26 protein-coding genes, 1 tRNA gene and 1 pseudogene are annotated in these 23283 nt (G+C 75.0%); 12 read left to right on the top strand and 16 right to left on the bottom strand.

Features of this window, described 5'->3' with window-relative positions; genetic code table 11:
• Positions 1-10: 10 nt before the first annotated feature.
• Entirely contained in the window at positions 11-433 is a 423-nt protein-coding gene (locus ACYVKY_RS17110) for a phage holin family protein (protein WP_460436187.1), read from the top strand.
• A 25-nt stretch (positions 434-458) separates the two neighbouring features.
• On the top strand, positions 459-1373 hold the full coding sequence (locus ACYVKY_RS17105; protein ID WP_460436186.1) for an alpha/beta fold hydrolase: 915 nt from the start codon (positions 459-461) through the stop codon (positions 1371-1373).
• A 28-nt stretch (positions 1374-1401) separates the two neighbouring features.
• On the opposite strand, the gene ACYVKY_RS17100 is transcribed toward ACYVKY_RS17105, so the two are convergent.
• From ACYVKY_RS17100 to nth, 3 genes are read right to left on the bottom strand one after another with little or no spacing between them, the layout of a single operon-like run.
• Positions 1402-2592, bottom strand: a complete 1191-nt coding sequence (locus tag ACYVKY_RS17100; protein ID WP_460436185.1) for a MarP family serine protease — start codon at positions 2590-2592, stop codon at positions 1402-1404.
• A complete protein-coding gene (locus ACYVKY_RS17095; protein WP_460436184.1) occupies positions 2589-3248 on the bottom strand; it encodes an NUDIX hydrolase in 660 nt (219 codons plus the stop codon). Before ACYVKY_RS17095 ends, ACYVKY_RS17100 begins: the two co-directional genes overlap by 4 nt.
• Positions 3245-3970, bottom strand: coding sequence for an endonuclease III domain-containing protein (gene nth, locus ACYVKY_RS17090; protein WP_460436183.1), 726 nt, complete (start codon positions 3968-3970; stop codon positions 3245-3247). The genes ACYVKY_RS17095 and nth overlap by 4 nt, the downstream gene beginning before the upstream one ends.
• Positions 3971-4139: 169 nt before the next feature.
• On the opposite strand from nth, the gene ACYVKY_RS17085 reads away from it, so the two are divergent.
• The gene (locus ACYVKY_RS17085; protein WP_460436182.1) at positions 4140-4550 is read left to right on the top strand and encodes a hypothetical protein; all 411 of its coding nucleotides are present in this window, start codon (positions 4140-4142) and stop codon (positions 4548-4550) included.
• 35 nt (positions 4551-4585) lie between these two features.
• The gene (locus ACYVKY_RS17080) at positions 4586-5263 is read left to right on the top strand and encodes a Crp/Fnr family transcriptional regulator (RefSeq protein ID WP_460436181.1); all 678 of its coding nucleotides are present in this window, start codon (positions 4586-4588) and stop codon (positions 5261-5263) included.
• 21 nt (positions 5264-5284) lie between these two features.
• Here ACYVKY_RS17080 and ACYVKY_RS17075 read toward each other — a convergent pair whose 3' ends face one another.
• Both ACYVKY_RS17075 and ACYVKY_RS17070 read right to left on the bottom strand, forming a co-directional pair.
• Positions 5285-6130 carry an MBL fold metallo-hydrolase gene (locus tag ACYVKY_RS17075; protein WP_460436180.1) on the bottom strand — a complete coding sequence of 282 codons (846 nt, stop codon included), beginning with the start codon at positions 6128-6130 and terminating at the stop codon, positions 5285-5287.
• Entirely contained in the window at positions 6127-6966 is an 840-nt protein-coding gene (locus ACYVKY_RS17070; protein WP_460436179.1) for an NUDIX hydrolase, read from the bottom strand. The genes ACYVKY_RS17075 and ACYVKY_RS17070 overlap by 4 nt, the downstream gene beginning before the upstream one ends.
• A gap of 168 nt (positions 6967-7134) precedes the next feature.
• Between ACYVKY_RS17070 and ACYVKY_RS17065 the strand changes: the two genes are divergently transcribed.
• Positions 7135-7794 (top strand): helix-turn-helix domain-containing protein, encoded by a 660-nt coding sequence (locus ACYVKY_RS17065; RefSeq protein WP_460436178.1) that lies wholly within the window; start codon positions 7135-7137, stop codon positions 7792-7794.
• 18 nt (positions 7795-7812) lie between these two features.
• Here ACYVKY_RS17065 and ACYVKY_RS17060 read toward each other — a convergent pair whose 3' ends face one another.
• Complete coding sequence (locus ACYVKY_RS17060; protein WP_460436177.1) at positions 7813-8277, bottom strand: RidA family protein; 465 nt, start codon at positions 8275-8277, stop codon at positions 7813-7815.
• A gap of 3 nt (positions 8278-8280) precedes the next feature.
• Positions 8281-8436: a DUF4177 domain-containing protein gene (locus ACYVKY_RS17055; RefSeq protein ID WP_460436176.1), complete on the bottom strand. Its 156-nt coding sequence runs from the start codon at positions 8434-8436 to the stop codon at positions 8281-8283.
• A 164-nt stretch (positions 8437-8600) separates the two neighbouring features.
• On the opposite strand from ACYVKY_RS17055, the gene ACYVKY_RS17050 reads away from it, so the two are divergent.
• Complete coding sequence (locus tag ACYVKY_RS17050; RefSeq protein WP_460436201.1) at positions 8601-9587, top strand: ArsA-related P-loop ATPase; 987 nt, start codon at positions 8601-8603, stop codon at positions 9585-9587.
• Entirely contained in the window at positions 9584-10765 is a 1182-nt protein-coding gene (locus tag ACYVKY_RS17045) for an ArsA family ATPase (protein ID WP_460436175.1), read from the top strand. The genes ACYVKY_RS17050 and ACYVKY_RS17045 overlap by 4 nt, the downstream gene beginning before the upstream one ends.
• Positions 10766-10798: 33 nt before the next feature.
• Here ACYVKY_RS17045 and ACYVKY_RS17040 read toward each other — a convergent pair whose 3' ends face one another.
• Positions 10799-11110, bottom strand: coding sequence for a WhiB family transcriptional regulator (locus tag ACYVKY_RS17040; protein ID WP_460436174.1), 312 nt, complete (start codon positions 11108-11110; stop codon positions 10799-10801).
• A 234-nt stretch (positions 11111-11344) separates the two neighbouring features.
• On the opposite strand from ACYVKY_RS17040, the gene ACYVKY_RS17035 reads away from it, so the two are divergent.
• Positions 11345-13645: a transglycosylase domain-containing protein gene (locus tag ACYVKY_RS17035; protein ID WP_460436173.1), complete on the top strand. Its 2301-nt coding sequence runs from the start codon at positions 11345-11347 to the stop codon at positions 13643-13645.
• A gap of 97 nt (positions 13646-13742) precedes the next feature.
• Here ACYVKY_RS17035 and ACYVKY_RS17030 read toward each other — a convergent pair whose 3' ends face one another.
• Positions 13743-14216: a GatB/YqeY domain-containing protein gene (locus ACYVKY_RS17030; RefSeq protein WP_460436172.1), complete on the bottom strand. Its 474-nt coding sequence runs from the start codon at positions 14214-14216 to the stop codon at positions 13743-13745.
• On the opposite strand from ACYVKY_RS17030, the gene ACYVKY_RS17025 reads away from it, so the two are divergent.
• Together ACYVKY_RS17025 and ACYVKY_RS17020 are read left to right on the top strand one after the other, a co-directional pair.
• Complete coding sequence (locus tag ACYVKY_RS17025; RefSeq protein WP_460436200.1) at positions 14215-15171, top strand: metallophosphoesterase; 957 nt, start codon at positions 14215-14217, stop codon at positions 15169-15171. The genes ACYVKY_RS17030 and ACYVKY_RS17025 overlap by 2 nt on opposite strands.
• Before the next feature lie 65 nt (positions 15172-15236).
• Positions 15237-15313: transfer RNA gene (locus ACYVKY_RS17020), tRNA-Pro, on the top strand.
• Positions 15314-15493: 180 nt separating this feature from the next.
• On the opposite strand, the gene ACYVKY_RS17015 is transcribed toward ACYVKY_RS17020, so the two are convergent.
• From ACYVKY_RS17015 to ACYVKY_RS17000, 4 genes are all read right to left on the bottom strand, one after another.
• A complete protein-coding gene (locus tag ACYVKY_RS17015) occupies positions 15494-15820 on the bottom strand; it encodes a hypothetical protein (protein WP_460436171.1) in 327 nt (108 codons plus the stop codon).
• Positions 15821-15848: 28 nt separating this feature from the next.
• Positions 15849-16367, bottom strand: coding sequence for a DinB family protein (locus tag ACYVKY_RS17010; protein WP_460436170.1), 519 nt, complete (start codon positions 16365-16367; stop codon positions 15849-15851).
• Between the two features lie 89 nt (positions 16368-16456).
• The gene (locus ACYVKY_RS17005) at positions 16457-17725 is read right to left on the bottom strand and encodes an aspartate kinase (protein ID WP_460436169.1); all 1269 of its coding nucleotides are present in this window, start codon (positions 17723-17725) and stop codon (positions 16457-16459) included.
• 80 nt (positions 17726-17805) lie between these two features.
• Positions 17806-19407: a CAP domain-containing protein gene (locus ACYVKY_RS17000; RefSeq protein ID WP_460436168.1), complete on the bottom strand. Its 1602-nt coding sequence runs from the start codon at positions 19405-19407 to the stop codon at positions 17806-17808.
• A gap of 185 nt (positions 19408-19592) precedes the next feature.
• Here ACYVKY_RS17000 and ACYVKY_RS16995 point away from each other — a divergent pair, with 185 nt between their 5' ends.
• Positions 19593-20582 (top strand): ABC transporter ATP-binding protein, encoded by a 990-nt coding sequence (locus ACYVKY_RS16995; protein WP_460436167.1) that lies wholly within the window; start codon positions 19593-19595, stop codon positions 20580-20582.
• Complete coding sequence (locus tag ACYVKY_RS16990; RefSeq protein ID WP_460436166.1) at positions 20579-21697, top strand: ABC transporter permease; 1119 nt, start codon at positions 20579-20581, stop codon at positions 21695-21697. Before ACYVKY_RS16995 ends, ACYVKY_RS16990 begins: the two co-directional genes overlap by 4 nt.
• A 15-nt stretch (positions 21698-21712) precedes the next feature.
• Here ACYVKY_RS16990 and ACYVKY_RS16985 read toward each other — a convergent pair whose 3' ends face one another.
• The 3 genes and pseudogenes from ACYVKY_RS16985 to ACYVKY_RS16975 form a co-directional block, all read right to left on the bottom strand.
• The gene (locus ACYVKY_RS16985; protein WP_460436165.1) at positions 21713-22300 is read right to left on the bottom strand and encodes a DUF5063 domain-containing protein; all 588 of its coding nucleotides are present in this window, start codon (positions 22298-22300) and stop codon (positions 21713-21715) included.
• A 31-nt stretch (positions 22301-22331) separates the two neighbouring features.
• Complete coding sequence (recR, locus tag ACYVKY_RS16980; RefSeq protein ID WP_460436164.1) at positions 22332-22931, bottom strand: recombination mediator RecR; 600 nt, start codon at positions 22929-22931, stop codon at positions 22332-22334.
• A 64-nt stretch (positions 22932-22995) separates the two neighbouring features.
• Positions 22996-23283: pseudogene (locus ACYVKY_RS16975) on the bottom strand (hypothetical protein); the annotation flags it as partial.

Raw genomic sequence — 23283 nt, 5'->3', positions numbered from 1 at the left:
GGAGGATCCGGTGGACGTCACCAAGCAGGCGGGCCCGCCCGCCACGGACGAGCGCAGCATCGGCCAGCTCGTCGCCGACATCAGCCACCAGCTGTCCGACCTGCTGCGCGCCGAGATCTCGCTCGCCAAGGCCGAGGTCAAGGCCGACGTGACCAAGGGCGGCCTGGGCGCGGGCCTGCTCGCGGGCGCGGCGTTCTTCGCCCTGATCGCGTTCATCCTGCTCTGCGTCGCCGCCGCCTACGGCCTGGTGGCCGCCGGTCTGCCCACCTGGGCCGGCTTCCTGGTCGTCACCGGCGTGCTCCTGGTCGTCGCGGCGGTGCTCGCCCTGGTCGGCCGCGCGCGGCTGAGGCTCGTGAGCGCCCCGCAGCGCACGATCGACAGCGCGAAGGACTCGGTCGAGGCCCTCAAGGGGCACGACCCGCACCACGCGTGACCGGGGGCGAACCCGGGGGCCGCCGGTGAGCACCGACGCCTCGCACGTCCTCGTCGAGGGGCCCTGGGAGCACCGGTTCGTCTCCGCGAACGGCGCGCGCTTCCACGTCGTCGACTCGCTGCCCGACGCCTCGGACGACGTGCCGGTCGTGCTGCTGCTGCACGGCTTCCCGCAGTTCTGGTGGGCCTGGCGCCACCAGCTGACGACGTTGCCGCACAGCGGATTCCGTGCCGTCGCGATGGACCTGCGCGGCTACGGCGGCAGCGACAAGCCGCCTCGCGGCTACGACACCTTCACCCTCGCGGCCGACGTGGCGGGCGTCGTGCGCACGCTGACGAACCAGCGGGTCACGGTGGTCGGGCACGGCTGGGGCGCGTGGATCGCGTGGTCGCTCCCGCACACCCAGCCGCGGACGGTGCGGGCCGTGGCCAGCGTCGGCACCGCGCACCCGCTGCGCACGCTGACCGCGCTCGACGACGCCGCGAACGTGGGGCGGCTGCGCCACGCGCTCGCGTTCCAGACCCCCATCCAGCCCGAACGGCGCCTGGTGGCAGGCGGTCTGGTCACCGAGCTGCTGCACCGCTGGGGCGCCCCCGGCTGGCCGACGCCCGAGGTCGCCGACACCTACGAGCGCGCGATGCGCATCCCGTCGGTGGCGCACAGCGCGATGGAGTACTACCGGTGGGCGTTCCGGTCGCGGCTGCGCGGCGACGGCCTGCGCTTCACCCGCACGCTGCGCCGGACGATCGGCGTGCCCGTGCTGCAGCTGCACGGCGAGCTCGACGGCCAGGTGAGCCCGCGGCAGGCGCGCGGGTCGTCGCGGTGGGTGCGCGGCGACTACTCCTGGCACCTGCTCGAGGGCGCCGGGCACTTCCTGGCCGAGGAGGCACCGGACGAGGTCGACGCCCTGCTGGTGGAGTGGCTGCGCGACCTCGACTGAGCGGCAACGGCTCCCGGCTTCGTGCGACTCAGTGCCGGGAGCAGGGTCCGGTCGACACCGGCGACGACAGGCCGGGCGCCTGGTCGAGCACCGGTGCCGCCTCGTCGAGGGTGAGGGCGTACCCGGTGCTCGGGTCGTCGAGCGAGGCCGCGAAGACCACGCCGACCAGGCGTCCCTCGGGGTCGACCACCGGACCGCCCGAGTTGCCCTGCCGCACCGTCGCGTAGAGCGAGTAGATCTCGCGGGTGACGCCCTCGTCGCCGTAGATGTCCTCGCCGGCGGCGTCGAGCACCTGGCGCACCCGCGCCGGGCTCGAGGTGTACGGGTCGTCGAGCGGGTAGCCGAGGACGGCGGCTGCGTCGCCCGGCGCGAGCTCGGTGCCGCGCGCCAGCGGTGCGGCGTCGAGGTCGGGCACCGCCAGCACCGCGAGGTCGCGGTCGGGGTCGAAGAGCACCACGGTGGCCTCGAGCTCGGGCCCCTGCCCGAGCACCTGCACCGTCGGGCGCGGCACCCCCGCCACCACGTGCGCGTTCGTGACGACCCGCTGCGGCGACACCACGAACCCGCTGCCCTCCTGGACGGTGTCGCACCCGTCGGTCGGGCCCGACACCTTCAGCGTGCTGCCGCCCACGCGGGCGGCGACGTCGCCGACCTCGGCGGGGTCGGGCGGCTCGACCGGGACGATCACCTCCGGCGCGAGACCCGCGAAGGCCCGCGGGAAGTCGCCGGCGACGCTGCGCGCGAGGCCGTCGGCGGCGCCGGTCACGGCGTCCGGGACGAACCGGTCGAGGGTCTGCGCGACGGCCGAGCCGGCCACCGCGCGCGACAGGGCGGGTACCGGCGCGCCGCGGCCGGCGGCGAGCAGCACGGTCAGCAGCACGGCGACCACCACGACCGACACCGCCGCCCCGAGCACGGAGTCGACCGAGCGGGCCGCCCCCTCGGGCAGCGAGCGGCGCCCGCGCCGGCCCACCAGGTCGCCGACGAGCTGGCCGAGCGCCGCCAGCGCGACGATGCCCGCGAGCACCACCAGCGAACGTCGCACGCCGGGCTCGAGACCCCCGACGAGCATCGGCACCACCAGCAGGCCGAGCGCGGCGCCGCCCACCAGCCCGGCGAGCGAGAGCACCCCCGCGACCGCGCCGCGCCGCCAGCCGGAGACCAGGTAGGTGAGCAGCAGCGCCAGCAGCAGCAGGTCGACCACGAGCGAACCGGTCACGGCTCGACCTGGTGCTCGACCTCGCGCAGCTGGGCGGCCGGCACGGGCAGGACCCGGTCCTCGTCCCACGGCTCGCCGATGCCGGCCACGTCGAGCAGGCGGCTCAGCAGGCCCGCGGTGAAGCCCCAGACGAACAGGCCGCCCGCGGTGAACCCCGGCCCGCGGAACCCGCGCAGCTCGGTGCTGAACCGGTTCGCCGGGTCGAGCAGCTCGGGCAGCGGCACCCGCGCCACCCGCGCCACCTCGACGGGGTCGCGCACGGCCAGCTCGTGCGGACGCTCCCACCACGCCACGACCGGGGTGACCGCGAAGCCGGACGGCGGCAGGAACAGCTCGGGCAGCGACCCCAGCACCCGCACGCCGGTGGGGTCGAGCGAGGTCTCCTCGTCGGCCTCGCGCAGCGCCGCCTGCTCGGGCGTCTCGCCCGGGTCGAGCGCGCCGCCGGGGAACGCCACCTGGCCCGCGTGCGAGCGCAGGTCGGCCGAGCGCTCGAGCAGGACGACCTCGCCCGCGCCCGCCTCGCCCGGACCGAACAGCATGAGCACCGCCGCGCGCCGGTGCTCGGTGCCGGGCGGGGGCACGAACCGCGACAGGTCGCCGGCGTCGACGGTGGGCACGACCTGCTCGAGCCGCCGCGCCCACGACGGCAGGCTCACCCGGGCTCCGCGGCGGGTTCGACCTGCTCGTACCGGATCAGCGTCGCGGCCTTGACCGGGTCGGTCTCGCCGGCGCCGTAGGACGGGCAGTCGGCGGTGACGGGGCACGCCCCGCACGCCGGCTTGCGGGCGTGGCAGGTGCGGCGGCCGTGGAAGATCAGCCGGTGCGACAGCATCGTCCAGTCGCGCCGCTCGAACAGCGCGCCGATCTCGTGCTCGGCCTTGACGGGGTCCTCCTGCTCGGTCCAGCCGAACCGGCGCGCGAGGCGTCCGACGTGGGTGTCGACCGTGATGCCCGGGACGCCGAACGCGTCGCCCAGGACGACGTTCGCCGTCTTGCGCCCGACGCCCGGCAGCGTGACGAGGTCCTTCAGCCGTCCCGGCACCTCGCCGTCGAACCGCTCGACCAGCGCGGCACCCAGCGTGATCAGCGAGTTCGCCTTGGCCCGGAAGAACCCCGTCGGGCGGATCAGCTCCTCGAGCTCGGCACGGTCGGCCGCGGCGTACGCAGCGGCGTCCGGGTACCGGGCGAACAGCGCGGGCGTGACCTGGTTGACCCGGACGTCGGTGGTCTGCGCCGACAGCACGGTCGCGACGAGCAGCTCCAGGGGCGTGCGGAAGTCGAGCTCGCAGTGGGCGTCGGGGTACCGCTCGGCGAGGGCGCGGTGGATGCGGCGGGCCTGCCGCTTCCGGCCGGTCGCGGTCGGGGGGACGGAGCGCACGGTGCGAGCCTACGGGCCGGGTCGGACGGACGGGCCCGACGGGCGCCGGACGCGTGCCGGACGGGGCGCGCGAGGCCGCGTGACGGGGACCACCGAGCGTGCTGGCCCGCACGGGTGACGTGACCGCCTGCGGCTCAAGGCGTCCCGGGATGCGGACGATCCCTGCTCCGTGACCACGACCTTCTCGGGCCCCGGGACCTGCACCCGGGACGACGCCACCGCCGCCCCGGCGCGCGAGCGCCGCCACGAGCTGCGGGCCGAGCGGGAGCGCTGCCGCTACCTGCGCCGGCTGCTGCAGGCCCGTCTCGACCTGGCCGTCGCGCAGGCCGTGGGTGCGCACACCGAGCCCGGTGCGGCCGACCTGCTCGCCGGGTCGCCGGTCCCGCCGTCCGTCGAGGAGGTGACGGCCCTGATCGCGCAGAGCCGCGACCTCGACCTCGGTACCTCGCTGCCCGCGCTGCGGGAGGCCCTGCGCCGCCTGACCGCCTACGAGGACGCCCTCGAGGTGGCCTGCGACGAGGCGACGTCCGAGATGGTCGAGTCGCTGGCCGCACGTCACCGCGACCTGCTGCCCGCCTGACTGGCAGACTGCCCCCCGACCAACGGGAGGCAACCGTGGACGACGACGTGGTGCGCAAGGCACCCCTGTTCGCTGCGCTCGACGACGAGGCCGCTGCCGCGCTGCTCGCGACGATGGCGCGCGTCGACCTGCCGCGCGGCGAGGCGCTGTTCGACGAGGGCGACGCCGGCGACCGCCTGTTCGTCATCACCGCGGGCAAGATCAAGCTCGGCCGCACCTCCAGCGACGGCCGCGAGAACCTGCTGGCCGTCCTCGGACCCGGCGAGATGTTCGGCGAGCTGTCGCTGTTCGACCCCGGCCCGCGCACCGCGACCGCCACCGCCGTCTCCGACGCCGAGGTCGTCGGCCTCGGCCACGCCGACCTGCAGGCCTTCCTCAGCGGGCGGCCCGAGGTCGCGCGGCACCTGCTGCAGGCGCTGGCCCGCCGGCTGCGCCGCACCAACGACTCGCTCGCCGACCTGGTGTTCTCCGACGTCCCCGGCCGGGTGGCCAAGGCGCTGCTCGACCTGTCCCGCCGGTTCGGGCGCCAGACCGACGCCGGCGTGCTGGTGGCGCACGACCTCACCCAGGAGGAGCTCGCCCAGCTGGTGGGCGCCTCGCGCGAGACCGTGAACAAGGCGCTGGCCGACTTCGCCTCCCGCGGCTGGCTGCGGCTCGAGGCCCGCGCCGTCGTCCTGCTCGACGTCGACCGCCTGGTGCGCCGCGCCCGCTGAGCGGTCGCGCCCGCAGAGCGGTCAGACCTCGTCGGCGAGGTGCTCGAGCTGCGCCCGCACGCTCAGCTCGGCCGCGGGCCACAGCACCCGGTCGACGTCGGCGTAGACCCGCTCGACCACCTCGCGGGCGGTGGTGTCGCCCGCCGCCAGCGCGGCCCGCACCTGGTCGAGGCGCTGCCCCCGGTGCGCCAGGTAGGCGCGCAGCGACGCACCTGCGTCGTCGAGCACCGGACCGTGGCCGGGCAGCACGAGCACCGGCGCGCCCGTCCGCTGCTCGACGGCGTCGACCTCGTCGCGCAGCCGGGTCAGCGAGTCCAGGTACGGCCCGAGCCGGCCGTCCGGGTGCGCGACCACCGTGGTGCCGCGCCCGAGCACGGTGTCGCCGGTCAGCAGCGAGGTGCCGCCCGGCTCCTCGAGCAGGAACGACAGCGAGTCGGACGTGTGCCCCGGCGTCGCCACCACCCGCAGCCGCAGGTCGCCGAGCTCGACGACGTCGCCACCGGCGAGACCCTCCTCGCCCAGCCGCACCGCCGGATCCAGCGCCCGCACCCGCACGCCGCCCGCGAGCCGGGCGAACGCCGGCGCCCCCTCGCTGTGGTCGAGGTGGGCGTGGGTGAGCAGCACCTCGACGACGGGTGCGTCGAGCGACGCGGCCCGCTCGACCACGGCCGCCAGGTGGTCGCCGTGGTCGGGCCCGGGGTCGACCACCACGCTCCCTCGCCCCGGCACGGCCAGCAGCCAGGTGTTCGTCCCGTCGAGCGTCATCGGCCCCGGGTTGGGCGCGAGCACGCAGGTGGCGCGGCCGGTGACCGCTCCGCCGTCCCAGGCCGGCCCGCCGCCGGCCGGACGCAGGGCGGGGCCGCTCACGGCTGCTCCGGGAGCTCGGCGCGCAGCCGCAGCGACCCGTCCGCGTCCCGGACCGGCACGGGCACCACCTCGTCGAGCGCGCGCTCGCGCGCGACCAGCGCGGACGCGGACGACCCCGTCGCCAGCTCCTCCAGCGTCAGCCGGGTCGGCGGCATCAGCATGACCTCGCGCCGACCGGCGGCCTCGAGCACGTCGCCCGGGCGCTCCCAGCCCGAGCGCGACGACTCGCCGCCGAGGTGGCGCGCGGTGGGTCCCTCGGGCAGGTGCGCGGCGAAGAACCAGGTGTCGTAGCGGCGGTCCTCGAACGGCGGGGTCGTCCAGTGCGCCCACGGCCGCAGCAGGTCGCCGCGCAGCCGCAGGCCCCGCTCGACCAGCAGGTCCGACAGCGCCACCTCGCGAGACAGCAGCCGCTGCCGGTCGGTCTCGTACCCGTCGTCCTCGACCGTCGGGAACGCGTCCGACCCCTCGGCGGTGGCGAGCAGCACCCCGCACTCCTCGAAGGTCTCCCGGACGGCCGCGCACACCAGGCCGAGGGCGAGCCCGACCGGGACGCCGAGCCGCGCGCCCCACGCGTCCGGGGCGGGGCCCGTCCACGGCAGGTCGGGGTCGTCGCCGTCGCGAGGATCGACCCCGCCGCCGGGGAACACCACCATCCCGGGGGCGAAGGCCATCGTCAGCACGCGTCGCATGAGGAACACCTGCGGCCCGTCCGGCGAGTCGCGCAGCAGCGCGACGGTCGCGGCCGGACGCGGCGGCACCGGCTCGCCGGGCGCGTCGAGCCAGGCGCGGACGCGGTCCTCGAGGCCGGGCGGGACGTCGAACTCGCGGGTCGGCACGCCCCCCAGGCTAGGACGGCGCCGTGGGACGAACGCGGCACACCGCCGCCCCGCCTTCGGTACGGTCGGGGGACACCCGGGGGCCGTGAGCGAGAGGCAGGCATGCAGCACGAACGCCGTGTGGCCGGACGTCGGCACGACGACCCCCGGCCCACGTCCCCCGCGACGATGACCATCGAGCAGCTGGCCGCGGCCAGCGGGCTGTCGGTGCGCAACATCCGCGCGTACCAGTCGAGGGGGCTGCTGCAGCCGGTCGACCGCGAGGGCCGGCGGGCGACCTTCACCCAGGAGCACCTGGCGCGGCTGCGCCTGGTGCGCGCCCTGCACGACCACGGCCTGAGCCTGCGCGCGATCGGCGACCTGGTCGAGCGCGGCACGGCCGAGGCCGAGCTGGCCGTGGTGTCGCGGCAGACCCTCACCAGCGCCTGGCGGCGTCCGGTGCACGCACCGCTCAACCCCGAGAACGTCGCGCTGTTCGAGTCCACCCGCGCCGGCGCGATGCGCGAGCTCGAGGCGGCGGGCCTGATCTCGCGGCACGAGGGCCGACCCCACGCGAGCGCCGCCGGCCTCGGCCTGATCGCGGCGCTGTCGGCGCGCGGCATCGACCTCGACGTGAGCACCGACCTGGTGCTCATGGGCGCCTACGCCGCCAAGGAGACCGCCCCGGGGCTCGCCGACCTGGTGGCCGCGCTCGACGGCGAGCCGGACGAGCGCGCGCAGCTGATGGTGCAGCTGGTCGCGACGGCGTTCGCCGACGTGCTGGTGGCCGAGCTCACCGCCGACGGCACGGTCGTCGCGCCCACGGCGCGCGACGCGTCCGGCATGTGAGGGGTCAGCGCACCTCGATCAGCGCACCTCGACGACGAGCTCGACCTCGACCGGCGCGTCGAGCGGCAGCACCGCCACGCCCACCGCGCTGCGCGCGTGCACGCCGTGCTCGCCGAGCACCGCGCCGAGCAGCTCGCTGGCGCCGTTGACCACGCCGGGCTGCCCGGTGAAGGCGGGGTCGCTGGCCACGAACCCGACCACCTTCACCACCCGGACGCGGTCGAGGTCGTCGACCTGGCTGCGCACGGCCGCGAGCGCGTTGAGCGCGCAGGTGGCGGCGAGCTCCTTGGCCCGCGCGGGGCTGACGAGCCCCTCGCCCTCCCCGACCTTGCCGGTCTCGACCAGGGCGCCGTCGACCATGGGCAGCTGCCCGGAGGTGTAGACGTACGACCCGCTGGTCACCGCCGGCACGTAGGCCGCCACCGGCTTCGCGACGTCCGGCAGGGTCAGGCCCAGCTCGGCCAGGCGCTCGATCGCTCCCACGGCTCAGCCCTTCGGACGCTTGAGGTAGGCGACCAGGCCGTTGCCGTCCGGGCCGGTGACGACCTGGACGAGCTCCCAGCCGTCCGAGCCCCACTGGTCGAGGATCTGCTTGGTCGCGTGCACGATGAGCGGCACGGTCGCGTACTCCCACTGCGTCATGCGCCGCAGGGTACCCGCGCCGCCGGGCGCGGTCCGCGTCGCGGACCCCGGCGGGCGCCGGCGGCGCCACCACCTACGCTGGGACGGTGCCGCAGCCGTCCCCGCGCAGCCGCCGCGCGCGACCCGTCGGTCGGACGGCGGACGAGCCGGTCGGGGCCGAGCCGCTGCTCCCCGGGGTGCGCCTGCACGTCGTCACCGGCAAGGGCGGCACGGGCAAGACCACGGTCGCCGCGGCCCTCGCCCTGGCCCTCGCGACCCACGGCCAGCGCGTCCTGCTCGTCGAGGTCGAGGACCGCCAGGGCATCGCCCAGCAGTTCGACGTGCCGCCGCTCGGCTACGGCGAGACCTCGCTGGCCGTCGGCCCCTGGGGCGGCGAGGTGCTCGGCCTGGCGGTCGAGCCCCGTGCGGCGCTGCTGGAGTACCTCGCGACCTTCTACAAGCTCGGCCGGGCCGGGCGCCTGCTCGAGAAGGCCGGCGCCGTCGACTTCGCCACCACGATCGCCCCCGGTCTGCGCGACGTGCTGCTCACCGGCAAGGTCTACGAGGCCGCCCGGCGCACCGAGCGCGGCGGCGCGCACACCTACGACGCCGTCGTCCTCGACGCCCCGCCGACCGGGCGGATCACCCGGTTCCTCAACGTGAACACCGAGGTCAGCGGGCTGGCGAAGGTGGGGCCGATCCGCAACCAGGCCGACTCGGTGATGCGGATGCTGCGCTCGCCCTCGACCGCGGTGCACCTGGTGACGCTGCTCGAGGAGATGCCGGTGCAGGAGACGCTCGACGGCATCGCCGAGCTGGCCGAGGCCGACCTGCCGGTCGGCGCCGTGCTCATCAACCAGGTGCGCCAGGAGGGGCTGCCGTCCAAGGCCCTCGCGGCAGCGGGGCGCGGCGCCCTCGACACCGACGCGGTCGCGTCGGTGCTCGAGCGGGTCGGGGTCGCCAAGGACGCGAAGCGGGCCGCCACGCTGGCCGCCGGTCTGGCGCAGGAGGGCGCCGAGCACGCCCAGCGGGTCGCCCTGCAGCGCCGCGAGCGCACCACCCTCGACGCCGCCGGCCACCCCGTGCTCGAGCTCGACCTGCTGCCGGCCGGCGTCGACCTCGGCGGGCTGTACGCCCTGGCCGAGCAGCTGCGCGAGCAGGGGCTGCGGTGAGCCCGGCCCGCGCGTCCGACGTCCCGCGGCTCGACGTCGACGCCCTGCTCGCAGACCCGGGCACGCAGACCGTGGTGTGCTGCGGCGCCGGCGGCGTCGGCAAGACCACCACCGCCGCCGCTCTCGGCCTGCGGGCCGCCGAGCAGGGCCGGCGCGTCGTCGTGCTGACGATCGACCCGGCGCGCCGGCTGGCGCAGTCGATGGGCCTGGAGGTGCTCGACAACACGCCCCGCCCGGTGCCCGGCGTCGACCCGGCGGCGGGCGGCTCGCTCGACGCGATGATGCTCGACATGAAGCGCACGTTCGACGAGGTCGTCGAGGCGCACGCCAGCCCGGAGAAGGCCGAGCAGATCCTGGCGAACCCGTTCTACGTCGCCCTGTCGTCCTCGTTCGCGGGCACCAGCGAGTACATGGCGATGGAGAAGCTCGGGCAGCTGCGCGCCAGCGCCGACGCCGGCGAGCAGCCGTGGGACCTGATCGTGGTCGACACCCCGCCGAGCCGGTCCGCCCTCGACTTCCTCGACGCCCCGCAGCGGCTCTCGTCGTTCCTCGACGGCCGGTTCCTCCGGCTGCTGACCGCCCCGGCCAAGGCGGGCGGCCGGGCCTACCTGCGGGCGCTGACGGGCGTAGTCGGCAACCTCACCGGGCTGATGACGCGCATCATCGGCGCGCAGGTGCTCACCGACGTGCAGACCTTCGTCGCCGCGCTCGACACCATGTTCGGCGGCTTCCGCGAGCGCGCCGAGGCCACCTACGCGCGGCTGCAGGACGACGGCACCGCGTTCGTGGTCGTCGCCTCGCCCGACCCGGACGCGCTGCGCGAGGCGTCCTACTTCGTCGAGCGGCTCGACGCCGAGGGCATGCCGCTGGCCGGGCTGGTCGTGAACCGGGTGCAGGTCAGCGCGGTGCCGTCGCTGACCGCGGCGCGCAGCGCCGCCGCGGCCGAGCAGCTCGACGAGGACGGCGCCGGGCACGAGGAGGCGGTCGTCGCCGGCCTGCTGCGGCTGCACGCGGAGCGGATGCTGCGGCGCGAGCGCGAGACCGCGGTGGTGCGGCGGTTCCACGGCGCCCACCCCGACGTACCGACGGCACGGGTCGCGGCGATGGCCGAGGACGTGCACGACCTCGACGGCCTGCGGGCCGTGGGCGAGGGCGTGGCGCGCTCGTCCGGCGGCTGAGCCGCGGGACCGGGCGGGTGGTGGTCCGGGGGGTCAGACGACCTGGCGCAGCGGGGGGTTGGCGGCGTCGTAGTCGGCCTCGGCCGCCTCGAGCAGCCGGCGCCACGAGGCGACGTTCGGGCGGCGCTTCAGCAGGGCCCGGCGCTCGCGCTCGGTCATCCCGCCCCACACGCCGTACTCGACCTGGTTGTCGAGGGCGTCGGCCAGGCACGCCGTGCGCACGGGGCACCGCTGGCAGACCACCTTCGCCTCGTGCTGGGCCGCGCCCTGCACGAAGAGCGCGTCGGGGTTGCCCTGGCGGCACGCACCCCTGCTCGTCCACTCCTGCATCTGCCGTGCCCCCATCGCGCTCGTCCCCCGGTTGTGTGGTTCGAGGGCGGCTGCCGGCACCTGGCCGGGCGCAGCGCGTCCCCGTCCTGGAACGGTAGGTGCGGGGCACCCGCCCCGCCCATCCCCCGCAGGGACCATCCCTGGGCGCCGGAATGACTAGTCACTCGTGGTCACGGCGGGTGCGGGGGTCGTGTGGAGGTCCCGGCGCGGGAGCCGGGTCCGCCCCGAACGGGACGTACCCTGGCAGGCATGGCACGTCCTGCATCGTCCCCGCCCGGTCTCGGGTCCGTCTTCGGCCTGCTGGCCGGCTTCGTCGCCACCAGCATGCTGGCGGGCGTCCTGGTCGCCGGGCTGTTCATGCCCGCGGTCGGCGCCTCCGGGCAGGTCGCCCGCGGCGGGGTCGAGTTCTTCGACTCGCTGCCCGAGGAGCTCACGGTCGGGACGCTGTCGCAGCAGTCCCGCATCCTGTGGGCCGACGGGTCGCCGATGGCGACCTTCTACTACGAGAACCGCGTGCTCGTGCCGCTGAGCAACGTCGCCCCGGTGATGCGGCAGGCCGTCGTCGCGATCGAGGACTCCCGGTTCTACGAGCACAACGGCGCCGACCCCCAGGGCATCCTGCGCGCGGTCGCGAACAACGCCTCCGGCGGCGACACCCAGGGCGCGTCGACCCTGACCCAGCAGTGGATCAAGAACGTGCTGCTCGACCAGGCGATCGCGGCCAACGACCAGGAGGCCATCACCGCGCTGCAGAACCCGGACACCGGGCGCAAGGTGCGCGAGATCAAGCTCGCCCTGGCCGCGGAGAAGGAGTACACCAAGGACCAGATCCTGGAGAACTACCTGAACATCGCGCTGTTCGGCGACGGCCAGTACGGCGTCGAGACCGCGTCGCAGCACTTCCTGTCCAAGAGCGCCAAGGACCTCACCCTCGAGGACGCCGCGCTGATGGCCGGCCTGATCCGGTCGCCGTACTACTACGACCCGGTCGACCACCCCGAGGTCGCGCAGAACCGCCGCGACACCGTGCTCGACCGGATGCTGCAGCTCGGCATGATCGACCAGGCCCAGCACGACGCGGCGGTGGCCATCCCGCTGGCGAACCAGCTGCGGGTGCAGGAGGTGAAGAACGGCTGCGAGGCCGCCGGCACCGCCGCCTACTTCTGCGACTACGTCGTGAAGACGATCCTCAACGACGCGGTCTTCGGCGAGGACCTCGGCGCCCGGCAGCGGCTGCTGTACCGCGGCGGCCTGACGATCACCACCACCCTCGACCGCGGCAAGCAGGACATCGCCCAGGCCGCCGTGAACGAGCGGGTGGCGCCCACCGACCCCTCCGGCGTCGGCGTCGCGCTGTCCTCGATCGAGGCGGGCACCGGCAAGATCGTCGCGATGGCGCAGAACCGGATCTACTCGCCCCAGCAGAGCGAGACACCGGTGCCCGGCGGGTCGGCGATCAACTACAACGTCGACAAGGCCTACGGCGGCGGCGCGGGGTTCCAGCCCGGCTCGACCTACAAGCCGTTCACGCTCGCGGCCTGGTTGGCAGCGGGCAACACGCTGAACGAGTCGGTGAGCGCCAACGTCCGCGAGTACAGCCTGAGCAAGGACTTCAACGCCAGCTGCGGCAGCGTCGCGGGCGGCAAGGACGACTACCGGCCGCAGAACGCCGGTGACGGCAACTCGCGCGGCAGCATCTCGGTGCTGCGCGCCACCTACGGCTCGGTCAACACCGCGTACATGGACATGGCCAGCAAGATCGACCTCTGCTCGATCCGCGACACCGCGGCCGCGCTCGGCGTGCACCGCGCCGACGGCGCCGAGCTCGGCTACTCGCCGGCCACCGTCCTCGGCACGAACGAGGTGGCGCCGCTGACCATGGCGGCGGCGTTCGCGGCGTTCTCGAACAACGGCATCTACTGCAAGCCGATCGCGATCGCGAGCGTCACCGACTCGACGGGTGCTGCGCTGGCCAAGCCCGAGCCGGCCTGCAACCAGGCCATCGCACCGGAGGTCGCCAACGGCGTCGCGTATGCGATGCAGCAGGTGCTGACGCAGGGCACCGCCCGCGGCACCAGCATCGGCCGTCCCGCGGCCGGCAAGACCGGCACGACGAACTCCAGCGCCGAGACCTGGTTCACCGGGTACACCGCGCAGGGCCTGTCGACCGCCGTCTGGGTCGGCACGCCCGACAACGACCCGAAGTCGCTGAACGGGCTGCGGATCAACGACCGCCGCTACGGCAACGTCTACGGCGCGACCCTCGCGCTGCCCACCTGGGACCAGTACATGACCCAGGCCACCCAGGGCATGCCCGTCGTGAACTTCCCGGCGCCCTCCCGCTCCGTGCTCGGGGCGACCAGCACGCCCACCCGCACCAGCGGCAGCGGCGGCGGCGGTGGCGGCGGGGGTGGCGGCGGCGGTGGCGGTGGCACCCAGCCGCCCGGTGGTGGCGGCGGTGGCGGCGGTGGTGGTGGCGGCGGTGGTGGCGGCGGTGGCGGCGGTGGCGGCGGTGGCGGCATCCAGCCGCCCCCCGGCGGCGACGACTGACCCGACTCCGCCCGGAGACGACGAAGACCTCGGCGCCGGACCCCCTCCCNNNCCGTGGAGGGGTCCGGCGCCGAGGTCTTTCCCGGTCGGGGGGCGGTCAGCCCTGCAGGCGCGCCTTGACGGCCGCGGCGACGTCGCCGCCGGACGCCTGCTGGCCCACGCGCTCGCGGACGGCCTTGACCACGCCGCCCATCGCGGCCATGCCGGACCGGCCCTGCGCCGCGGCGGCCGCGACCTCCTCGTCGACGACGGCGGTCAGGGCGTCGGCGTCGAGCTGGGCGGGCAGGTAGGCGAGCACGACCTGCTCCTCGTCGCGCTCGCGCTGCGCCTGCTCCTCGCGGCCGGCGGAGGCGTAGACCTCGGCCGACTCGCGCCGCTTCTTGGCCTCGGTGCGCACGACCGCCTGCTGCTCGTCCTCGGACAGCTCGCGGGCCTCGGCGCCGGCGACCTCCGCGGAGCGGATCGCGGCCATCAGGGCGCGGATCGTGGTGCGGCGCAGCTCGTCCTTGTCGCGCATGGCCTGGAGGAGGTCGGTCTTGAAGCGCTCCTTGAGCGGGGTCTGGTCGGACATGCGCCCATCGTCGCAGCCGCGGGATGATGGTGTCGTGCCCGATCGCGACCGCTCGACCGCCCGCACCCTCGGTGCCGTCGCCGGAGCCGGGGTCGCCGCCGGTCTCGGCGCGCTCACCTGGGCGGCCGCCTACGAGGTGCACGCCTTCCGGCTGCGCCGGGTCGAGGTGCCCGCGCTGCCCCGCGGCTCGCGCCCGCTGCGCGTGCTGCACCTCACCGACCTGCACCTGACGCCGTCCGACGCCCGCCGGGTCGCCTGGGTGCGCTCGCTGGCCGCGCTCGAGCCCGACCTGGTCGTCGACACCGGCGACAACCTCGCGCACCTGGACGCCGTCCCCACCGTCCTCGACGCGCTCGAGCCGCTGCTGCACCTGCCCGGCGCGTTCGTGCTCGGCAGCAACGACTACTACGCGCCGATCCCGAAGAACCCGTTCCTGTACTTCGGCGGACCGTCCCGGGTGCGCATCACCACCGCGCCGCTGCCGACGTCGACGCTGGTCGACGGGCTGGTCGAGGCCGGGTGGGCCGACCTGTCGAACCGCCGCGACGTGCTCGAGGTACGCGGCACCCGGATCGAGCTCGCCGGCATGGACGACCCCCACCTGCGCCGCGACCGGATGCCCGGCCCCGACGCGGGCGAGCCCGGCGCGCTGCGGCTCGGCGTCGTGCACGCGCCGTACCGGCGGGCCCTCGACGCCCTGGCCGCCGACGGGTCCGACCTGGTGCTGGCCGGCCACACCCACGGCGGCCAGGTCTGCGTGCCGTTCCTCGGGGCGCTGGTCACGAACTGCGACCTGCCGAGGCGCTACGCCAAGGGCCTGCACCGCTGGACGGGCGCCGACGGCGGCGACCCCTGGCTGCACGTCAGCGCCGGGGTCGGCACCTCCCCCTACGCCCGGATCCGGTTCGCCTGCCCGCCGGAGGCCACGCTGCTGACGCTGGTCGCCCGGGGCTGAGGGGCGTCCGGCGGGATCCGGTTTCGTGGGACCCGGGTGCCTCGGATACGCTTGCCGGGCTGCTCCGGGGTGTGGCGCAGCTTGGTAGCGCGCTTCGTTCGGGACGAAGAGGCCGCAGGTTCAAATCCTGTCACCCCGACCAGTGAAAGGCCCGGCGTCAGCCGGGCCTTTTCGCTTGCCGGGTGCACACGGGGCCGGCCCCTGTCACCCCGACGGCGATCGGGGCTCGTACACAGGCTGTGCTGCCCGCACACGTCCTCGGGGGTGTGTGCCGACCACCGACGGTGTGTGCGAGCGCGGGTGCGGTGGCCGCGCCAGCCGCTCAGAGCTGCAGGACGCCGAGCGCCATCTCGTAGGCCGCGGCCGCGCCGGCGGGGTCGTCCAGCGAGTCGTCGGCGGCAGCCCGCGCAGCCCGCTCCCGGACGGCCGCACCGGGGTCGGCGGTCACCAGGTCGAGGCACAGCCCGTCGACCACCGCCGCGGCGTCGTGGGCGTCCAGGTGGTCGAGCACCAGCCCGTCGTCGAGCAGCCGAGCGGCCTCGGCGAACACCTCGCGGGCGGCGTCCGGGTCGACGTCCGGCCTGCTCGCGACGGCCTCGGCGGTCGCGAGCAGGCGGTCGAGCGGGGGATCGACGCGGCGGGGCTCCACGGCCGGGAGCCTCGCACGCGCGGCCGGCTCAGCCCATCGACTTCTGGCCGTCGATCGTCTCGCGCAGGATGTCGGCGTGGCCCGCGTGCTGGGCGATCTCGGTCAGCAGGTTCAGCACCACGCGGCGGGCGGTCCAGCGTGCGCCGGACTCGAACCACGGCGCGTCCGGCAGGGCGTGGGCGCGCTCGAGGTCGCCGGTGCGCACCAGGTCGTCGGTGCGGCGGGCGACGACCTCGAAGGCGTCCAGCACCTGCTGCAGGGTCTCGTCGTCCCGCATCACGAACTGGTCGGCCCACGCCTGCCAGTCGACGTCGTCGATGGCGGGCATCGCCTCGGTGCCGCGCTCGACGAACCCGAGCCACTGCTCGGTGACGACGGTGACGTGCTTGACGACGCCCCCGATCGACAGCTCGCTGGCCGTCGGCCGCAGCCGCGCCTGCTCGTCGGTGAGGCCCTGGGCGGTGAACAGGAACAGCCCGCGGTGCTTGGCCAGCGCCTCGAGCAGCTCGGCCCGCTCGCCGGTCAGGGTGGTCGTCTCGGTGGTCATCGTGCGCTCCAGTCCGTCGGTCGATCCGTCGGGGACGACGCTACGGAGCGAAGCGGTCAGGTGCTGACCTCTACCCAGACGGCCCCGGATCAGCGTCCGGTACCGCCGTAGACGACGGCCTCGCCCTCGGTGGAGTCGAGCCCGAAGGCGGTGTGGACGGCGCGCACGGCGTCGTCGAGGGCGTCGGCGCGGGTGACGACCGAGATCCGGATCTCGGAGGTCGAGATCATCTCGATGTTGATGCCCGCGTCGGCGAGCGCCTTGAAGAACTTCGCCGAGACGCCCGGGTGGCTGCGCATGCCGGCCCCCACGAGCGAGAGCTTGCCGATGGTGTCGTCGTACTGCAGCGAGTCGTAGCCGACCGAGCCGGCGACCGCCTGCAGCGCGGCCATGCCGGTCGCGCCCTGGGCCTTGGGCAGCGTGAACGAGACGTCGGTCAGGCCCGAGACGGCCGTCGACACGTTCTGCACGATCATGTCGATGTTGATGCCCGCCGAGGCGACGGCCTCGAAGATCTCGGCCGCCTTGCCCGGGGTGTCGGGGACGCCGACCACCGTGATCTTGGCCTCGCTGCGGTCGTGCGCGACGCCCGAGATGATCGCCTGCTCCATCGGAAGGTCCTCCATCGATCCGCTGACGAGGGTGCCGGGCCGCGGGGAGAACGAGGACCGGACGTGGATGGGGACGCCCGAGCGGCGTCCGTACTCGACGCAGCGCAGGTGCAGGACCTTGGCGCCGCACGCGGCCAGCTCGAGCATCTCCTCGTAGGTGACGGTGTCGAGCCGCCGGGCGCTCGGGACGATGCGCGGGTCGGCGCTGAAGACGCCGTCGACGTCGGTGTAGATCTCGCACACGTCGGCGCCGAGCGCGGCGGCCAGCGCCACGGCCGTGGTGTCGGACGCACCGCGTCCGAGCGTGGTGATCTCCTTGGTGTCCTGGCTGACGCCCTGGAAGCCCGCGACGATCACGACGTGCCCGTCGTCGAGCGAGGTGCTGATCCGGCCCGGCGTGATGTCGATGATGCGCGCGTTGCCGTGCGTGGCGTCGGTGATGACGCCCGCCTGGCTGCCGGTGAACGAGCGGGCGGAGTGGCCGAGGTTCGCGATCGCCATCGCCAGCAGCGCCATCGAGATGCGCTCGCCCGCGGTGAGCAGCATGTCGAGCTCGCGCGGCGGCGGCAGCGGGCTCACCTGCTCGGCGAGGTCGCGCAGGTCGTCGGTGGTGTCGCCCATGGCCGAGACCACGACCACGACCTGGTTGCCGGCCTTGGTGGTGTCGACGATCCGCTTGGCCACGCGCTTGATCCCCTCGGCGTCGGCCACCGAGGAACCGCCGTACTTCTGCACCACGAGCGCCACGGCTCGAGCGTAACCACGTCCCGAGGGGCGGACGTCACCCGTCCTGTCCGTGAGACGGACGGGACGGGTGAAGCGAACCGTCAGCGGAAGTAGCCGAGGACGTCGACCACGACGTCGGTGCTGCCGTAGCTGACCTGCAGGTCGGCGCGGCCGCTGGAGTCCAGCGGCAGCAGGACCAGGTTGGCGCGGGCCGAGCCGGGCACGGCGTTCACGTCGGAGGTGGCCGGCCGGGCCTGACCCGCCTGCCACGCCGTGAGGAAGCTGGCGTGCGACGAGCCGGTCATCGTCACCGTGACGGCGACCGCCTTGGCACCGGCCGGGACGCCGTTCGCGCCGGCCAGCGTGGCCCGCGAGGCGCGGTTGGCGACCAGGTCGCCCGGCAGGCCGAGGCCGGTGCGGGTGTCGACCGCCCGCTTGGGCGCCAGCGGGTAGTACGCCAGGCCGGTCGAGGAGAACCAGCCGTTGACGTCCATGATCGTGCGCGACTGGCCGCTGGTGTACAGCGCCAGGTTCGTGTCGTTCGTCCGCGACAGGAAGCGGTTCGCACCGGTCGCGCCGCGGCCGACGTTGATGCTCGAGGTCGACGGGACGCTGGTGGCGGCGGGCGTCACCGACGCGTAGGTGCCGGTGCGCGGCTGGTCGAGCGTCACGTTGCCGACGATCGCGGTGGCGCCCACCGGGGCGCCGGTGCCGACCGCGCGCCAGGTGCCGGACGCGGTCGAGCCGTCGAAGGTGCGGCGCGCGGTGGCCGGCGTGTACCTCGAGCCGGAGCCGTCGGTCGGGAAGTAGCCGGTGACGTCGACGATCAGCGCGCAGCTGCGGTCACCCGCGAGCACGCTCACCTTGCCGTTGCTGCCCACCGGGACCACGACCGAGGCCGCGACGTCCTGGCCGGGGACGGCGTTCACCGAGCTCGTGCCGGGCCAGGTGCCGCCCGCGGGGTAGGCCGCGAGCCAGGTGTTCACGCGCGCGCCGACGCAGGTGACGTTCAGCGCGACCGCGCCGACGCCGGACGTCGGCACGCCGCCGCGACCGGTCACCTGGACGTCGAGCCGGGTGCTCTTGCCCATCTCGCAGCCGCCGGCGACGACGTCGGACGTGCGGCTGTCGACCAGGCGGGCCGGGGTGATCGGCTTGAAGCCCAGGCCGGCGCTCGCGGGCTGCGACCAGGACGGCTGCTGCGCCGAGGTGGGGCAGACGGGCGGCAGGGCCGGGGTGGTCGGGGCGCCGACGCCGGAGTAGGTGGCGAAGACCTGGGTGGCCCAGATCCGGCCGGCGCCGTCGCGGGCCCAGCCGATGCCGATCGAGTTGTAGGCGCCGAGGATGTTGGCGCGGTGACCGGGCGAGGCCATCCAGGCGTTGTGCAGGTCCTGGTCGGTCGCGAAGCCCTTGGCGACGTTCTCGCCCAGAGCCATCCAGCCGCCCGGCACCTCGTTGCGCAGGTTGCCGTTGTGGCTCATCGTGCCGCTGGCGATCATCTGCTGCGTCCAGCGTCCCGCCACCGCGTCGAGCGCGGAGTTGCGGGCCACACCTCCCAACCCGGCGGCCCAGCGGGCCTCGTTCACGAGCCGGTACACCGTGGCGGCGTCGGCCTCGGCGGGGCGGGGGGTGGTGGCGACGAACCCGGCGGCGAGCACGAGGCAGGCCAGCAGGATCGAGGTCAGACGGCGCGCGAGGGGCATGGGTGTCTCCTGGGAAAAGGCTTCGGTGCAGAGCATCGGGCCCTTGAACGTTCACGTTGATCACCCAGCGTGGTGAACTGCGATCACTGTGCGTGACCGTGAGCACGGCCGCCACCCGGGTGACCGGAGCGGATCTGGTGCCCGGGGCTCAGTCACGGACGGCCGCGGCCGTCTACCGTGCCGCCATGACCACCGGCCCGATCCTCACCGTCGCCGAGGTGCCACCCGAGCCGGACGACGACGGCGCCGCCCGGTTCGGCGTCGTCGCCCGCGAGGTGCGGCGCACCTTCGACCTCGTCGTGGCCGTCGACCGGATGGACCTGCGCGTCCCGCCGGGGCGCGTCACCGCGCTGGTCGGCCCGAACGGCTCGGGCAAGACCACGCTGATGCTGATGATGGCCGGCCTGCTCGCGCCCGACAGCGGGCACCTCACCGTCGCCGGCGCGTCGCCCGTGGCCCGCCCGAGCGCCGTCCACGCCGCCGTCGGCTGGATGCCGGACGTGCTCGGCCAGTGGGAGACCCTCACCTGCCGCGAGGTGCTCACGACGTTCGCGGACGCCTACGGCGTCCCCGCCGAGCAGGGCCGCGCCCGCGCCGCCGAGCTGCTGCGCGACGTGCACCTGTCCGAGCTCGCCGACGCCCCGGCGCGGGTGCTCTCCCGGGGCCAGAAGCAGCGGCTGGGTCTGGCCCGCGCCCTCGTCCACGACCCGCAGGTGCTGCTGCTCGACGAGCCCGCGTCCGGGCTCGACCCGCGCTCGCGGGTCGACCTGCGCGTCCTGCTGCGCGGCCTGGCCGCGCGGGGCAAGGCGGTGCTCGTCTCGAGCCACGTGCTGAGCGAGCTCGACGACCTCGCGGACGCGGCCGTGTTCGTCTCCCGCGGACGGACGGTCGACGCCCGCACCCTCGAGGCGATGAGCCGCGCCACCCGGCGCTGGCAGCTCACCGCGCTCGACACCGACCGGCTGCGGGCGTGGCTGCGCGACCACGGCGTGCTCGAGGTGGTCGACCCGGCTGCGGCACGGTCCGAGCACGTGCTGGTCGAGCTGCCGGGGCCGGAGGCGGCCGCCGAGCTGCTGCGCGACCTGGTGGCCGACGGCGTGCCGGTGGTGTCGCAGGCGCCGGCGTCCGGCGCCCTCGAGCAGGTCTACCTCGGACTGGAGAGCGAGCGGCGATGACGATCCAGACGCCCCCCGGCAGCACGCCCCCTGCCCCGCCGTCGACACCGGTGCCGCGGGTGCGCCCCGACCGCGGCGCGTGGTCGCTGTCGGTGCACGGCGTGCGCACCGTGGCCCGGCTCGAGCTGCGGCAGCGGGTCCGCTCGAGCCGCTGGCAGCTCATGCTCGGCCTCTTCTTCGCCACGATCGGCGTGCTGTCGGGTCTGACGATGTGGGTCAGCGGGTTCGACGACTCCTCCGGCGACTTCCTCTACGGCGCGGTGGCGTGGCTCGTGCTGACCCTGGGCCTGCTGGTGGCCCCGGCGCTGACGTCGACGAGCGTCAACGGCGACCGCGGCGCCGGCACGCTCGCGCCGCTGCAGATGACGCTGCTGACGCCGGCCGAGATCGCCGTGGGCAAGCTGCTCGCCGGCTGGCTCACCGCGCTGGCCTTCCTCGGCACCGCGATCCCGTTCCTGCTGCTCGCGATGGTGCCCGGCGGCACCGGGATCGGCCGGTTCCTGGTCACCACGCTGATGATGGCGCTGGTGCTGCTGACCGTCTGCGCGATCGCGATCGGCTGGTCGGCGCTGACCGCCCGCCCGGTCTCGTCCGCGGTGATGACCTACCTGACCACGGCGTTCCTGTGCATCGGCACGCTCATCGTGTTCGGGCTCTCGCTGCCGCTGGTCACCGGCGAGGAGCGCGTCCGGGTGCTCGAGAACCCGCCCGGCTACGACTACAGCAGCGAGCTGGCGCGCGAGGACTGCGTCGAGACCACGGGCACCCGCACCGTCTCGCACACCGAGGCGACCTGGTGGCTGCTGGCCGCCAACCCCTACGTCGTGGTGGCCGACGCGGCACCCGGTGGCGACGGCTCGGACGCCTTCTACCTGATCAAGACCGGCGTGCGCACCGCGCAGGCCGGGCCGCAGGAGCCCTACGACGAGTGCTGGGCGGCGCAGGACGCCGACGCACTGGGGGCGTTCGGACTCGCCCAGGACCAGCCCGGGGTGCCGGTGTGGCCCTTCGGCCTGGCGATCCAGCTGGGGCTGGGCGCGCTCGGCGTGACGGTGGCGGTGCGCCGGCTCTCGACGCCGGTGGCCAGGCTGCCGCGGGGGACGCGGATCGCCTGAGCCCCGACCGGGCGCTCAGGTGGTGTGCAGGGCCTCGAACTGCGCCTCGGCCACGACCTCGTCGTCGGCGTCGAGCCGCAGGTGCCCGAGCACGCTCAGCAGCACGCGCAGCGCACTCGCGGCCCGCTCGCCCCAGGACGACAGGTAGGAGAACTGCCACCACCACAGCGCCTCGGTGGTGCGGCCCGCCTGGTGGTGCCGCAGCCCGTGCCAGAGCGCGGTGGCGACCTCGGTGAGGTCGTTGGTGAGGCTGCCGCGGGTGACCTCGACGCTGGTGAGCGGGTCGACGACGTCGGCGTACTCGTCGAGCCCCTCGAGCAGGTTCGCCAGACCGTTGCGGACGGCGTCGACGTCGGGGTCGGGGCCGACGTCCGGCTCGAACTTCTCATCGGGCAGCACGTCCTGGATCGCGCCCAGCCGCGCCCCCGTGGTGAGGATCTGGCTCAGCGCGAGCAGGAGCACCGGCAGGGCGGTGTCGGACTGGTTGCCGGACGCCACCTCGGTGACGGCGTCGAGGTAGCCGGTGACCTCGCGGGCGGTGTCGGCCGCCAGGGCCTCCAGCACCGGTCCGTCGACGGGCTGCGTGCGCGGTTCGTCGCTCATCTGCTCCCCCTTGCTCGGTCGGGACGGGTGGTCAGGCCTCGAGGAGGCGGCGGCCCTCGAACGCGCGGCCGAGGGTGACCTCGTCGGCGTACTCGAGATCGCCACCGACGGGCAGGCCGGAGGCGAGACGGGTGACCCGCAGCCCCATCGGGCGCAGGGTGCGGGCGAGGAACGCGGCGGTCGCCTCGCCCTCGAGGTTGGGGTCGGTGGCGATGATGACCTCGGTGATCGTGCCGTCGGCGAGCCGCGTCATCAGCTCGCGGATGCGCAGGTCGTCGGGCCCGACGCCGTCGATCGGGCTGATCGCGCCGCCGAGCACGTGGTACCGGCCGCGGAACTCGCGGGTGCGCTCGATCGCCACGACGTCCTTGGACTCCTCGACCACGCAGACCAGGCTCGCGTCGCGCCGCGGGTCGCGGCAGATGCGGCACTGCTCCTCCTCGGCCACGTTGCCGCAGACGATGCAGAAGCGCACCCGGGCCTTGACCTCGGTGAGGGCGGCGACGAGGCGCTGGACGTCCTCCGGGTCCTGCGCGAGCAGGTGGAAGGCGATGCGCTGGGCGCTCTTCGGACCGACCCCGGGCAGGCGGCCGAGCTCGTCGATCAGCTCCTGGACCGCACCCTCGTACACACCCCGACCCTAGCCCTCGCGTCGGACGGCTGCCTGCGGGCCGGGCGGCGGCGCGCCGACGGGCTCAGCGCTGCTCGACGTCGATGACGGACCCGCCGAGCATCTCCTCGACCACGGACTGGCCGGCCGGACCGGCGTCGTCGAGGTCGGGGTCGTCGTCGCTCGGCACGTCCTCGATCGCCCGCTCGGGACGGGCGGCGTTGGCCATCTGCTCGACCCGGGACGGCCGGGCGGGCGCCTCCGCAGCGGGCGCGGGGGCGGGGGCGGGGGTCGGCGCCGGGGTGGTGGCGGTCGCCCACGGGTCGCCGGGCGGCGGCTCCCAGGCGTCGGGGTCCGGGGGTGGCTCGTCGGC

This window comes from Angustibacter speluncae, from assembly GCF_054777815.1.
This window is presented reverse-complemented; position numbering and strand designations above follow the sequence as displayed.